This window comes from Campylobacter sp. TJR-1 (assembly GCF_032840035.1).
Classification (GTDB): Bacteria; Campylobacterota; Campylobacteria; order Campylobacterales; family Campylobacteraceae; genus Campylobacter; species Campylobacter fetus.
This window is the reverse complement of record NZ_JAWIZX010000004.1, coordinates 60479-74557: the sequence shown is the minus strand read 5'-3', so window position 1 is coordinate 74557 and position 14079 is coordinate 60479. Positions and strand designations below refer to the sequence as shown.

13 protein-coding genes are annotated in these 14079 nt (G+C 33.9%); all 13 read left to right on the top strand.

All coding sequences use genetic code 11. From position 1 onward, the window contains the following. The first annotated feature begins 1 nt into the window (after position 1). The 13 genes from RVY88_RS05110 to RVY88_RS05050 all read left to right on the top strand — a co-directional run bounded on the left by RVY88_RS05110 (position 2) and on the right by RVY88_RS05050 (position 14030). Positions 2-826: a mechanosensitive ion channel family protein gene (locus RVY88_RS05110; RefSeq protein WP_002848573.1), complete on the top strand. Its 825-nt coding sequence runs from the start codon at positions 2-4 to the stop codon at positions 824-826. A gap of 8 nt (positions 827-834) precedes the next feature. Next, a complete protein-coding gene (locus RVY88_RS05105; protein ID WP_002848575.1) occupies positions 835-1485 on the top strand; it encodes an HAD family hydrolase in 651 nt (216 codons plus the stop codon). Positions 1486-1674: 189 nt separating this feature from the next. Next, positions 1675-5229, top strand: a complete 3555-nt coding sequence (nifJ, locus tag RVY88_RS05100) for a pyruvate:ferredoxin (flavodoxin) oxidoreductase (protein WP_011731797.1) — start codon at positions 1675-1677, stop codon at positions 5227-5229. Positions 5230-5340: 111 nt separating this feature from the next. Continuing rightward, on the top strand, positions 5341-5901 hold the full coding sequence (locus RVY88_RS05095; protein WP_162167110.1) for a DUF5416 family protein: 561 nt from the start codon (positions 5341-5343) through the stop codon (positions 5899-5901). A 26-nt stretch (positions 5902-5927) separates the two neighbouring features. After that, the gene (locus RVY88_RS05090; protein WP_002848582.1) at positions 5928-6539 is read left to right on the top strand and encodes a hypothetical protein; all 612 of its coding nucleotides are present in this window, start codon (positions 5928-5930) and stop codon (positions 6537-6539) included. Then, the gene (locus tag RVY88_RS05085; RefSeq protein WP_024305331.1) at positions 6526-6954 is read left to right on the top strand and encodes a hypothetical protein; all 429 of its coding nucleotides are present in this window, start codon (positions 6526-6528) and stop codon (positions 6952-6954) included. The genes RVY88_RS05090 and RVY88_RS05085 overlap by 14 nt, the downstream gene beginning before the upstream one ends. A gap of 217 nt (positions 6955-7171) precedes the next feature. Next, positions 7172-8392, top strand: coding sequence for a major outer membrane protein (locus RVY88_RS05080; RefSeq protein ID WP_317051268.1), 1221 nt, complete (start codon positions 7172-7174; stop codon positions 8390-8392). 123 nt (positions 8393-8515) lie between these two features. After that, the gene (locus tag RVY88_RS05075) at positions 8516-9085 is read left to right on the top strand and encodes a c-type cytochrome (protein WP_162167115.1); all 570 of its coding nucleotides are present in this window, start codon (positions 8516-8518) and stop codon (positions 9083-9085) included. 144 nt (positions 9086-9229) lie between these two features. Next, entirely contained in the window at positions 9230-10348 is a 1119-nt protein-coding gene (locus RVY88_RS05070) for an ABC transporter substrate-binding protein (RefSeq protein ID WP_002848592.1), read from the top strand. 274 nt (positions 10349-10622) lie between these two features. Next, entirely contained in the window at positions 10623-11519 is an 897-nt protein-coding gene (locus RVY88_RS05065) for a branched-chain amino acid ABC transporter permease (RefSeq protein ID WP_002848594.1), read from the top strand. Further along, positions 11519-12577 carry a branched-chain amino acid ABC transporter permease gene (locus RVY88_RS05060; protein WP_372682840.1) on the top strand — a complete coding sequence of 353 codons (1059 nt, stop codon included), beginning with the start codon at positions 11519-11521 and terminating at the stop codon, positions 12575-12577. The genes RVY88_RS05065 and RVY88_RS05060 overlap by 1 nt, the downstream gene beginning before the upstream one ends. Next, positions 12574-13338: an ABC transporter ATP-binding protein gene (locus tag RVY88_RS05055; RefSeq protein ID WP_002848597.1), complete on the top strand. Its 765-nt coding sequence runs from the start codon at positions 12574-12576 to the stop codon at positions 13336-13338. The genes RVY88_RS05060 and RVY88_RS05055 overlap by 4 nt, the downstream gene beginning before the upstream one ends. Continuing rightward, a complete protein-coding gene (locus tag RVY88_RS05050) occupies positions 13335-14030 on the top strand; it encodes an ABC transporter ATP-binding protein (RefSeq protein WP_002848598.1) in 696 nt (231 codons plus the stop codon). The genes RVY88_RS05055 and RVY88_RS05050 overlap by 4 nt, the downstream gene beginning before the upstream one ends. The last annotated feature ends 49 nt before the right edge of the window (positions 14031-14079 follow it).

Genomic DNA, 14079 nt, shown 5'->3' with positions numbered 1-14079 from the left:
TATGGATTTTATACAAAACATTGACTATATGAGCGTACTTGCACTTAGTAGTAAGTACGCTATTAAATTTATAGTATCCATTCTTATCTTTTTTATCGGCAAGTGGATCATATCCAAACTTGCCATTGTTCTTGAAAAAATAATCAAACGAACAAAAATAGACCCTATGCTTGGTAATTTTGTAATAAATAGTGCTAGAACTATGTTGTTTATATTTGTTATCTTAGCGGCTCTTTCAAATTTAGGCATAGAAACTACGTCTTTTGTGGCTGTTTTGGGTGCTGTGGGTTTGGCTATAGGTATGGCGTTTAAAGATACATTTGGAAATGTAGGAGCAGGAGTTCTTATTATCTTTTTTAAGCCGTTCAAATTAGGCGACAACATCGAAATAGGCGGTTCGGTTGGAGTTGCTAGTGATCTAAATTTATTTAGCACATGCCTTAGAACCGGAGATAATAAGATAATAATTATCCCAAACTCGCAAGTTATATCTTCGCGCATTATAAATTATTCTTTGAGTCCTACTAGGAGAGTTGATCTTGTTTTTGGGATAGATTATAAAGACGATTTAAAGTTGGCAAGAGATATTATTTTAGATATAGCAGAAAAGAAAGATACTATTTTAAAAGATCCGGCACCATTTGTCGGCGTACTTAGTTTAGGCGATAATAGTGTAAATTTAACTGCAAAGTTTTGGACAAACAATGAGAATTACTGGAGCGTTTATCATCAGATGTTAGAAGAAGTTAAGCTTGCATTTGATGAAAATGGCATTTCTATACCTTTTCCTCAGGTTGTTACGCATCACGTTTATGAAAAACAATAGGATATAATTTGCCAAAAACCACTATATTGTTTGATTTAGACGGTACTTTGATAGACTCTACAAGTTCTATTTTAAATGGATTCCACTCTGCGTTTTCTAAATTTGGATTTGCTCAGCCAAATGATGAGCAAATTTGCTCTTTAATTGGTCATCCTCTTGATTATATGTTTTGCTCTCTTGGAGTTCCAAATAGCCTTGTTTTGAATTTTGTAGATACCTATAAAGAAGCATATAGAAAAACGTATTTAGAGCAAACAAAGCTTTTAGACGGTGCTAAAGAAGCCGTAGAATTAGCTAGCAATATAGCTGATATCGGCGTTGTAACTACTAAAACTTCAAAATACTCTATTTGTTTATTAGAGCATCTTGGTATAGGAAAATACTTTCAAACAGTAGTAGGCAAAGATGATGTTATAAATCCAAAACCTCATCCAGAACCTATATTAAAAGCTCTTTCAAATTTAAATAAATCAAATCAAAATGCTTATATGATAGGAGATACTTCTATGGACGCTATGGCAGCTAAAGGCGCAAATATAATTAGTATAGGAGTTAGCTGCGGATACGAGAAGATCGATAATTTATTTAAAATTTGTGATTGGGTAGAAAAAAATCCAAAAGAAGCGGTCGAGCGCGTAAATATCATTTCAAATTTATAATATTATTTAAAGCCATTTTTATATTAATTTTTATTTCAGTATTTTTATATATAATTACAATAACTCTAACGATAAATAAGTAAGAATTAAATTTAAAAAGCAATTTAAATTGTAATAGGAGCCAAACTTTAAGTTATATATATGTAGAATTATAAAATCAAGTTACACGATTGAAAGGAAGGTAACCTAATGGATAAAGTTATGAAGACAATGGACGGTAATGAGGCTGCTGCATACGCGGCTTATGCTTTCACTGAAGTAGCAGGTATTTATCCTATAACGCCTAGTTCCCCTATGGCTGATTATACTGATATTTGGGCTTCTCAAGGTAAAAAAAATATTTTTGGTATGCCTGTTAAAGTTGTGGAGATGCAAAGTGAAGCAGGAGCTGCTGGAACTGTGCATGGAAGCTTGCAAGTCGGTGCCCTTACTACTACTTATACTGCTGCTCAAGGTTTATTATTAAAAATTCCAAATATGTATAAAATAGCAGGACAGATGCTTCCGGGCGTTATTCATGTGGCTGCACGTTCTATAGCTGCTCAAGCTCTTTCTATATTTGGCGATCATCAAGATGTGTATGCCTGTAGACAAACAGGTTTTGCCATGCTTGCAACAGGTTCGGTTCAAGAGGTGATGGATCTAGCAGGAGTTGCCCACTTGGCTGCTATTAAAGGTCGCGTACCGTTTTTACATTTCTTTGATGGATTTAGAACAAGCCATGAAATTCAGAAAGTTGAAGTTATTGATTACTCTGTTTTTGATAAGTTAGTAGATAAAGAAGCTATTCAAAAATTTCGCGACGAAAGTATGAATCCAGAGAGTCCAAAAACAAGAGGAACTGCTCAAAATGATGATATATACTTTCAAACAAGAGAGTTGGTAAATAAATTTTATGATGATCTTCCAGATGTGGTAGCTCACTATATGGATGAAATTTCAAAAGAGACAAAACGAGAGTATAAACCATTTGTATATTATGGAGATAAAAAGCCTGATCGTGTTGTTATAGCTATGGGTTCGGTTACGCAAACTTTAGAAGAAGTTGTTGATTATTTAAGAAGCAAAGGCGAGAAAGTAGGTATAGTAAAAGTACATCTATATAGACCTTTTAGTTTGAAATATTTCTTTGATGTGATTCCAAAATCTGTTAAAAAAATAGCTGTTTTAGATAGAACAAAAGAGCCAGGAAGTCTTGGAGAGCCGCTATATCTTGATATAAAAGCAGCGTATTATGGAAGTAAAAAATCCCCAACTATAGTCGGAGGTAGATATGGACTTAGCTCAAAAGACGTAGATCCTGCTCAGATGGTGGCAGTATTTGAAAATTTAAAACAAGATGAGCCAAAAAACAACTTCACAGTAGGTATAAATGATGATGTAACAAATTTATCTTTAGAAGTTGGAGATAAAATATCACTTAGCGACGATGACTGTATAGAGTGCTTATTTTATGGACTTGGCGCAGATGGAACTGTCGGAGCAAATAAAAACTCAATCAAAATTATAGGCGATAAAACCGATCTTTATGCACAAGCTTACTTTGCATATGATAGTAAAAAATCAGGCGGCTATACAAGAAGTCACTTAAGATTCGGTAAAAAACCTATCCGCTCAACTTATCTAGTATCAAATCCTCATTTTGTAGCGTGCTCCGTTGCTGCATATCTTGATATTTATGATGTTGTAGATGGATTAAGAGATGGAGGAACGTTTTTACTTAACTCAATCTGGGATGCCGATGAAACAGTAAAAAGAATTCCAAATAAAGTAAAACGTTTATTAGCTCAGAAAAAAGCAAATTTCTATATACTTAATGCTACAAAATTGGCTTATGATATAGGTCTTGGTAATCGTACAAATACAATTATGCAATCGGCGTTTTTTAAACTTGCAAATATTATCGACTTTAAAGATGCTCAAAACTATATGAAAGAGTATGCTAAAAAAACATATGCTAAAAAAGGCGATAAGATAGTTGAGATGAACTATGCAGCCATAGATCAAGGCGCTGATAAATTAGTTGAAATTAAAGTAGATCCAAAATGGGCAAAATTAAAAGATGAAGTTATAAGTGAAAATAAATATATAGGTGACGATTTTATAGAAAAAGTAGTAAAACCTATGAACGCAGCACGCGGAGACGATCTTCCTGTTTCGGTATTTTTGGGTTATGAAGACGGTGGATTCGAAGCTGGTACGACAGAATATGAAAAGCGCGGCGTAGGTGTTATGGTTCCAAAATGGATAGAGGAAAATTGTATCCAGTGTAATCAATGCGCTTTTGTGTGTCCTCACGCAGTTATTAGACCTTTTCTTATAGATGAAAAAGAGCTAAGCGCTGCTCCTAAAGGTGTAAAATCTCATGTTTTAGATGCAAAAGGGAAAGAGATAAAAGAGTTCAAGTATAAAATTCAAGTAAGTCCTCTTGATTGTACAGGTTGCGAACTTTGTGCTCAAAACTGCCCTAGCAAAGAGAAATCTCTTGTTATGGTTCCACTTGGTGAAGAGATGGATAAAGGTGAGCAAGAAAATGCCGATTATCTATTTAAAAATGTAAAATATAAAGATGACTTGATGAGTAAAGACAGCGTGAAAGGAGCTACATTTGCTCAGCCGTTGTTTGAATTTCACGGTGCATGCCCTGGATGTGGAGAGACTCCTTATATAACTTTGGTCACAAGATTATTCGGAGAGCATATGATGGTAGCAAACGCTACTGGATGCAGCTCGATTTACGGAGGTTCTGCACCATCTATGCCTTATCGTAAGTCAAATAAAAACGGTCATGGCGTAGCTTGGGCAAATTCGCTTTTTGAAGATAATGCTGAGTTCGGTATGGGCATGGAAGTAGCAACTGAAACTATACGCCACCGCATAGAAAATATTATGCGAGATACCATGGATAAAGTGCCAAATGCACTTGCAGCTCTTTATAAAGATTGGATTGAGTTTAAAGGAGATATTACAAAAACAGCTCAAATAAGAGATATGTTAGTGCCGCTTCTTGAAGCGAATAAAAAAGTTGATGGAGTAAAAGATCTTCTTAGCTTGAAAAAATATATATCTCGCAAATCTCAATGGATAATAGGCGGCGATGGTTGGGCTTATGATATAGGATATGGCGGACTTGATCATGTTTTAGCAAGCGGTGAGAATGTCAATGTTTTAGTTCTTGATACTGAAGTTTATTCAAACACTGGAGGACAAAGCTCAAAATCTAGCCGTAGTGGTTCTGTCGCACAATTTACATCTAGCGGTAAAGCGGTTCAAAAGAAAGATTTAGGACAAATCGCTATGACATACGGAAATATTTTCGTAGCACAAATCAATTCAAACGCAAGTCAAGCAAATGTAGTAAAAGCTATAGCTGCGGCAGAAGCTTATAATGGGCCAAGCCTTGTTATAGCGTATTCCCCTTGTATAGCTCACGGTATTAAAGGCGGCTTATCTTTATCTGGAGATCAAGCAGAACTTGCTACAAAATGCGGTTATTGGCCTACATTTATCTATGATCCGCGTTTAGTAAAAGAAGGAAAAAATCCTCTTAAGATCACTTCTAAAGAACCAGAGTGGGATAGATATGAAGAGTTTTTACTAAATGAAGTTCGCTATAATTCGCTTAAAAAGCTAAATCCAGAACATGCAGCTGAATTATTTAGTCAAAATAAAGCAGATTCGCAAAGAAGATATCGTCAGTTAAGACGTCTTGCAAATGCTGATTTCAGCGATGAATTAGCATAATATTTAGTAGCTTCCTTATCTTGGAAGCTACTCCTTTCAAATTTAAAAAAATCCAAATTTTACCGATATACAAAATGCTTAAGTTAAACTAATCTATGAAAAGAGATAAATATGGACAAAGCATTTATCATAGAAGAAATTTTAGATGATAGCGCAACAGACGCTACAACTGCCGCTTATAGCGGAAATTTTAATGAGTATAAAATCACCGCTTCAAAGCATATGCAAGGGTTTTATATCATTTCAGATATTGTTAAAAATAGAGATGAGACAAATATTTTTGATAATTCTATAAAAATGTTTGTTTTCAAAGATTGTGTGAAAAGTTTTGATGAGTTGATTTTAAATTTAGAATCAAATCCTAAAAACAAAGTACGATTTTCCAATAGTTTGACTATAGATAATGGTAATATTTTAGATATCAAAGTCTATATTTTTGGTTTTGATGAGACCAAAGATAGCTTTTTATTTGATCCAAATAAATTTCCACGCAATGCTGTTTATAAGTATAGGATCTCAAAAGATGAGTTTCATGCTCATATGAGTCTGAATTTAGATCAAAGATTGGCTAAAAACTTTATAGAATCTTTTGCTTTTAGTAGCGATTATGGATTTGAAAATAAGAAAATATCTGTTATAATAAATGAAATTTATAGATATGAGATATTATAATATTTTAAATATAAAAAGGAGAGAATATGCAAATAGGTGATTTTAATTCCAATAGTATGTTCGGTTTTTTAAACATAAAACCGGATTCACCGGAAAATATAGAGAAAATTAAAGAAAGTGCTTCAAAAATAGATGCAAAAAATATTACCCAAAATTATTTTTTACAGTTTCAGAATAACACTTTCAGTAATACTTCAGGGAATATAAATGTTCAAGTTGGGCTTATGTCATTTAGCCTTCCAGAGCCATTTATGCCGGGCAATAGCAATAATTCTAGCGGGCTTAGCAGCGGTTTAAGTGATTTAATATCTAAAAATATATCACAAACAGGCTATACCGGAAAACCTATATCTAGTTTAAGTCAAGGTGAAGCTAAAGCTTTGATATCAGAAAATGGGTATTTTGGAGTTACAAATACTGCTGATAGAATAGCAGGTTTTGTTATAAGCGGTGCTGGAGATAATCTTGAAAAGCTTCAAAGTGGATTAGAAGGAGTTAAAAGAGGTTTTACCGAAGCCGAGAAACTATGGGGCTCAAAACTTCCTGATATATCGCAAGAAACTATGTCTAAGGCAATTTCTCAGATAAATCAACGCATATCCGAATTAGGAGGTAACACCTTAAATGTCACTGCGTAATATGCTTGTAATTTCAGTTTTAAGTATGTTTGCTTTTTCTGGGTGCGGAGTTACTTCCGCACCAAAACCAAAACCAACGCCAAAACCTCCGGTCGCAAAAGTAATTCCGAAATATATAAAAGGAACTATCGCTAAAATTGAACAAGCCGAAGGAGGTTGGAAGTATGATATACGCGGTATTGAAACATCAAATTCAAAGCTTAAATTTGCAAGTGCTATTTCTAGTGAAAACGGGTTTAAAGTAGGTGATTTGGTGTATGCTCAGATAGAAGGCAGCAAGATTACCTACATAAGTCTTATCATACAAAATTATGCAAATCCTGAAAAATCAAAACAAATTTTAAAAGTACATAAAAGAGATAAAAGCAAACAGTCTAAAATCGCAGCTCCTGTGGCGGAAAAACTAAATTTCTGATTTATCTATATAATTACCGAGCATTTACTAAATTTATTTATAATTTCAGAAGCAATCCGAATTTTAACTCCTTTCTAAAATTTCTAGGTGAGATTAGTAACAAATCTCACCTAAATATATATTTTGGTAGATATTATCAATAAAATGTATGAAATTTATCTTTTTTTAAGCAAATTACAATTAAAATTACCCATAACACATTTTAGAAGGAGAAAAAATGAAATTAGTTAAAATGAGCTTAGCCGCTATAGTAGCTGCCGGTGCTCTTACAAGTGTTGCGTCTGCAACTCCACTTGAAGAAGCTATAAAAAATGTTGATGTATCTGGTTTTGCTAGATATAGATTTGATAGCACAAAAGTTGATGCAAATGGTAATCAAGGCAGTGATACAAAAGCTAGCCATAGATTTACATCTTACGTAGATTTCAAAACTGCTTTAGATGACAATTTTTTCGCTGTTTTAGGTCTTAGATATGATAGCAAAGATGTTTCAGGTGATCATATAACAGGCGGACAAACACAAGTTGGTGTTAATGACGCAGGTGCTGAGGATTTTGGTCAAACTTTCAATGTTAGACAATTCTTATTAGGATACAAAGCCGGTAATACAACTATCCAAGCTGGTCGCCAAGTTCTTGGAACATTCTTTACTGATGATATGGTAGGAACAGGTATTAAAGTACTTAATACAGATATCACAGGTTTAACTCTTGCTGCTATTGCTTTTGATGATTTACAAAATGATCCAGATATCGGAAGTAGAGGTCTAGTAGTAAATGGCTCACATACTTACCAAAATAACCTTTATGGCGTAGCTGCTATCGGTTCTTATGATCCAGTTAGCTTCCAACTATGGTATGCTATGCTTGAAAATGTTACTGATCTATACGCTATAGACGTTGCAGTAAGTTTTGATGCAACTGCTGATTTAAATCTTGGATTGCACGGACAATTCGCTGGCTCAAGCATAGATAGCGATTTCAAAATAGGTACAAACAACGCAGCAGATGATGCTAATTTATGGGCTATCGAAGCAACTGCCGAAGGATTTGGTATAGACTTTAGCGCTGGTTATATAGACTTCTCAGCTGATAAAGATAAAGTTTCTGTTGTATCTTATGAGGATGCTGGTTCATTTATAAAACCAGGCGAGGATCTATTAGACTATACATTATTCAATGGTGAGAACAAATACTGGTTCATTACTGCAGGATATACTTTCTTAGAGAAATATAGAGTAGGTGTTGATTACATCGATGGTGAAAATAAAATAAATATTCTTAAAACAGACAAAACAGAGTTAGTCGGTAGAGTTAGCTATGCATATAGCAAAAAACTTAATTTTAAAGCTTGGTGGTCACATATAACTGAAGAGCCAGACAATGCTGGTAAAGATAAAACTGATCACTTCAGATTTGAAGCTAAATACTCATTCTAATTTCTATGACCCGACTTGTTCGGGTCTATTATCCTTAAATCTTTTTAAATTTAAATACTCTTTTTATCAACTATTAAAAAAATATTCTGTATAATTAAATAAATTTAATCCATAAGGAATATTATGAATTTTCTTAAAAAACCGTTACTTTTCATCTGTCTCGCATGTTTTATGTATGCTGCTGATCTAGCTGATGATAGTAGCTATGTTATAGAAGCTAAAGGTGATTTTGGCAAAGAGCTTAAGGCTCTTGTGGAAAAGTACGCAAAAGATGAAAACGTATCGATAAATGTCTATAAAAAATCTCCACAAGATAATAGCGGTGGATTTATAAATATAGGAGTAGATAAAAATAGAGCTTACAATGCTAGTAAAGGTGAAGAGCTTTATAATGCAAATTGCAAGCATTGCCATGGAGACAAAGGAACAAGTAGGGCTATGGGAGTATCTCAGCGTTTAGCCGACATGAGTGCAGAAAATATTTCTGCATCTATGTCTGGTTATAATTCAGATCCTACTTTTGGCGGTAAATTAAAATATATTATGCAGCCTATGGCAAAAAATGTAAATTTTTCTCAAGTCGGAGATATAATAGCCTATATAAAAGGAAATGACGCATTTGCCATTGAAGATAATATAAAAAATAGCAATATAAGTACAAAGCCTACTCAACAAGGAAGTTATCTTGAGTAGCATTATGGTCAATTGACCATAATTCGGTTCTGTATTTCGAATTGTTACACTGCTTTAAATTTTTTTAAAATTTATATCTAATTATCTGTTATATTAAGGTAAATTTATGTATTATCTAAAATTATAGCAAAACAAGGAGTATATATGAAGAAAATTTCACTTGTAGCATCTATTGCTTTAGTAGCTGCTACTTCGTTGATGGCAAAAGAGATTAAAATAGGCGTTGTTATGCCTATCACAGGAGCTGTTGCAGCATATGGTCAAACAGCGTGGGCAGGTATAGAGATGGCGAATAAATTAGAGCCAACTTTAAAAAACGGAGATACGCTAAAGTTAATTTTGGTAGATAATAAAGGTGATAAGGTAGAAACCACAACAGCTACTACAAGACTAGTAAGTGATGATAAAGTTACTGGCTTAATAGGAGCCATGGTCACTGGAAATACTCAGCAAGTGCTTCAAATAGCAGATGAGAAAAAAGTACCTATGATAGCTCCAGCAGCAACTGCCGATAAACTGCTTGACCGCGCAAAATACGGTGCTCGAGTTACTTTTATGGACTCTTTTCAAGGTACTAGCTTTGCTACTTACGCTGCTAAAAGTTTAGGCTTAAAAACTGCAGTGGTTGTAGTAGATCAATCGACTTCTTATTCGATCGGACTTGCAAAAGCATTTAAAAAACAGTATGAAAAAGATGGCGGAAAAGTTTTAAAAGAACTTAAGATAAGTAGCGGAGATAAAGATTTCAAAGCTATAGTATCTCAAATAGGAAGTTTAAATCCAAGTATAGTGTATATGCCGTTTTACCATCCTGAGGCAGCTTTGGTAGTGCGCCAAGCAAGACAAATAGGCTTAAAAACTCAATTTGCAAGCGGCGATGGCGTATCAAATGATACGTTTATAGAGCTTGCTGGAGATGCTTCGAATGGATACTTTTATACGGATGCGTTTGATAGTTCAAATCCCCCAACAGATAAAAGCAAAGAGTTTGTGGCTGCTTATACTAAAGAAAAAGGCGATGGAAATGTTCCTGGATTTACTGCTTTAGGTGCTGATTCATATTTTTTGATGGTGGATGCCATGAATAGATGCGAGAATCCAGAAGATAGAGAATGTGTTAATAAAAAGATCAAAGAGACCAAAAATTTTGAAGGTGTTTCTGGTATTATAAACATAGATTCTAAAGGAAATGCTATCCGTTCAGTCGTTATAAAAGAGGTAAAGGATGGGAGAGCTGTATATAAAGATACCGTGAATCCTTAATTTTCACATATTGTTTCTTGAGTTATTTTAGTGGAAATTCATATAATAAGTTTATGTACTAGAAGTAAGCCTTCTAGTATAGATTTTTACTTTATAGCTGCTAAAATAATCTCAAGATACTTCTGTTAATAATTTAGTTTAGGTTTCTTTTGTGGCATTTATAACGATAAATTTTTTAGTGGTAAAAGCATATGAAATTTACTTTTTTAATTATCAAATTTGGTATTTAAAAAAGTAAATTAAATTTGAAGTTTTAAATAAAAGTAGGAAAATTATGGATAGCTCACTTTTTCTCCAACAGATGGTAAATGGTTTTAGTTTAGGCTCTATGTATGCTCTTATAGCAATAGGTTATACTATGGTTTATGGAGTTTTAAGACTTATAAATTTTGCTCATGGGGATATAATGATGGTTGGAGCGTATGCCGCTCTTTTTTCTATGACTAGTCTTAGCCTTCCTTTTGGATTTGCGCTTTTGTTTGCTATAACAGTTGCTATTATTTTAGGAGTATTTACAGATAGAATAGCTTATAAACCGCTTAGAAAAGCTCCTAGAATCTCACTTCTTATCACGGCTATCGGTATTAGTTTTTTACTGGAAAATGTTTTTCAAGTGATATTTGGCGGAACTCCTCGATCATTTCCGGTACCGTCTTATTTTGAACAATTAGTTACTATAGGATCTGTTAACTTAGCTATGACTGCTATTTTAGTACCGATTATCACACTTTTTTTACTCTCTGTCGTACTTTTTATACTTTATAGAACAAAATACGGAATGGCAATTAGAGCTCTTGCGTTTGATATAAGCACGGTTCATCTTATGGGAATCGATGCAAATATGATTATATCTATAGTATTTGCTCTTGGTTCGTCTTTGGCTGCCATAGGCGGTGTATTTTGGGCTTTAAATTACCCTAGTATAGATCCGCTTATGGGAGTTTTGATAGGACTAAAGGCGTTTGCGGCTGCTGTGTTAGGCGGTATAGGAAGTGTTGGAGGAGCAGTGCTGGGTGGATTTATCATAGGATTTACAGAGGTCGTAGCGGTTGCTTTATTTCCTGATTTAGCTGGATTTAAAGATGCGTTTGCGTTTATATTTTTGATATTAGTTTTACTTTTTAAACCAACTGGAATTCTTGGATATAATTTTGAAAAAAGTAGGTTTTAATAATGTGTATTTGTAAATTTAGATATGTTTTATTTGTAGCTTTGGCAGTCGGTTTTCTTTTTCTAAGCAATAGTTATTTTAGTGAATATTCCCTAAGAATAGTAAATAATATCGCTATTTTTATAATCCTAGCCATAAGTTATAACCTCATAAATGGAGTAACTGGTCAATTTAGTCTTGAGCCAAATGGTTTTGTTGCGATCGGAGCTTATGCGGCAGCTCTTTTGCTTTTAAACTCAGATTCAAAACTCTATCAGTTTGACGTAACTGAACCTTCAAGTATCATTTTAGCTATTCATACTACAAATTTTATTTTTGCTATGCTAGTTAGTGGTATATGCGCTACTATCTTAGCGTTAATCCTAGCTATGCCTGTTTTTCGGGTAAGAGGGGATTATCTTGCTATAGTTACGCTTGGATTTGGTTTTATTATCCAGCTTTTAGCTGTAAATTTTCCTGCTTATACAAATGGCTCTCTTGGCTTAAATGAAGTTTTAAGAGTAGATGGGGATGGAAATATTAGCAGATACACAAATATATTTTATAGCGGATCGGTGGCGATAATAGCTGTTGTTGCTATTTTAAATTTAATATACTCAAAATTCGGAAGAGCTATGAAAGCAGTAAGAGATGATGAGGACGCCGCAACTGCTATGGGTATAAATACATTCAGAGTCAAAACATTGGCTTTTTGTGTGAGCGCATTTTTTGAAGGCGTAGGGGGTGCTCTTTTGGTCGGGCTTTTAGGCAGCGTAAGCCCGGATCAATTTACATTTATGTTTACGTTCCAACTTCTTATCATTATAGTTCTTGGAGGTCTTGGAAGTACGACCGGAGCAATACTAGGAACGATTTTGGTTATAGGAGGAAGCGAGTGGTTGAGATTTTTAGATGAACCTATGAATATATTTGGCTATGAAACTCCTGCTTTTCCGGGTCTTAGAATGGTGGTATTTTCAGTAGTGCTAATATTTGTAATGCTGTTTGCTAGACGAGGAATTATGGGACAAATGGAGCTTGGAGAATTATTTAATAAATTTAAAAAGGTCGGTAAATGATACTTGAACTAAAAGATATCAGTAAGAGTTTTGGTGGAGTTCAAGCTATCGCAAAGACAAGTTTTGGTGTTTCAGAAGGTGAAATTTTCGGTCTTATAGGACCAAATGGCGCCGGAAAAACCACTATGTTTAATATAATAACCGGAGCATACACTCCAACTAGCGGTGAAATAAGATTTAATTCTATTTTATTAAATAGTGTTAAACCTCATAAAATAGTTAGTTTAGGTATAGCAAGAACATTTCAAAATATCAGACTTTTTAGCTCTCTTAGTGTTTTAGACAATGTTTTGATAGGTTTAAACAACTCTACAAAATACAGCTTTTTAGAAGCAATTTCTCATATAGGACGTTTTAGAAAGTCTGAAAATTTAGCCAAGCAAAGAGCTTCGGAGATTCTTGAAGAACTTGGTATTTTCAAATTTAGAAATGAATTTGCAAATAGCCTTAGCTACGGTCAGCAGCGTAAAGTCGAAATAGCAAGAGCTTTAGCTACGAATCCTAAGCTATTATTATTAGATGAGCCAGCCGCCGGTATGAATCCTAGCGAAACGGACGAATTAGCAGAGTTGATATTTAGTTTAAGAAATAAAAATAAGCTTAGTATTTTATTGATTGAGCATGATATGAAATTTGTAAATAGACTATGTGATAAAGTTTTAGTTTTGGATTATGGTAAAGTGATATTTGAAGGGCTTCCTAGTGATGCCGTACAAAATAAAGATGTTATAACTGCTTATTTGGGAGATTTTTTAGAATGATAAATGTTAAAAATTTACACGTATATTACGGTGTTATAGAAGCAGTCAAAGGTATAAATTTCAGCGTTGAAACCGGTCAAATAGTAAGTTTGATAGGCTCAAACGGAGCTGGTAAAACATCTACTTTAAACGCCCTTATAAACTCAGTTAAAAGAACCGGAGAAATAAGTTTTTTGGGTTATGAAACAAGACGCCACCAAACGCACACCATAGTAAGACAAGGAATATCGTTAGTTCCTGAAGGAAGAAGAGTTTTTATAAATTTAACAGTAGAAGAAAATTTAAAAATGGGAGCTTTTAATAATTCAGAAAATTATGAACACTTAAGAGATGCGATGTATGAGTTTTTTCCGCGTCTTAGGCAGAAAAAAGATCAATTAGCCGGTACTTTAAGCGGTGGTGAGGCTCAGATGTTGGCTATATCGCGAGCTTTAATGAGCGAGCCAAAACTTCTTATGCTAGATGAGCCAAGTTTAGGACTAGCTCCAAAGATAGTCGGCGAAGTTTTTGACATAATTTTAAAGCTAAAAGAAGAAGGTATAACTATACTTTTAGTTGAACAAAATGCTTTTTTGGCACTTAAAATTAGTGATTATACATATGTGCTTGAAAATGGTCATATAGTTATGGAAGGTAACTCAAAAGATATGATAGGCAATGATGAAATTAAGAAAAAATATTTAGGTGCTTGAAAGTATTAGCAAAATATTTATTTTTTGGTAATAGAATTTAGCCAGACGT